At 78.5% G+C, this 237-nt stretch carries 1 protein-coding gene; it reads right to left on the reverse strand.

All coding sequences use genetic code 11. The features are described 5' to 3' along the window. On the reverse strand, positions 1–227 hold a 227-nt coding region (locus tag ACSNOK_RS36190; protein ID WP_436784888.1), incomplete at its 3' end, for a glycoside hydrolase family 3 C-terminal domain-containing protein. Positions 228–237 lie beyond the last annotated feature (10 nt).

Here is a 237-nt window from a genome sequence, read left to right on the forward strand (position 1 = left end):
GTGCCCGCCGCGTCCCCGAGCGCCAGCGGGCGCCCGGCGATCACCACGAGGACCACCGGCCTGCCGCTCGCCCGCACCGCCTTCACCAGCGCCTGCTGGTCCGCGGACAGCTCGGGCCGGGGGTTGTCGGCCTGCCCTCCCGCGGCGGCCCGCTCCCCCACCACGACGACGGTCAGATCGGCGTTCCGGGCCTGCTCCGCGGCCTCCTCCGCCGTTCTGGCGCGCACCACCTCGGTG

The organism is Streptomyces sp. URMC 126 (assembly GCF_051386555.1).
GTDB lineage: Bacteria > Actinomycetota > Actinomycetes > Streptomycetales > Streptomycetaceae > Streptomyces.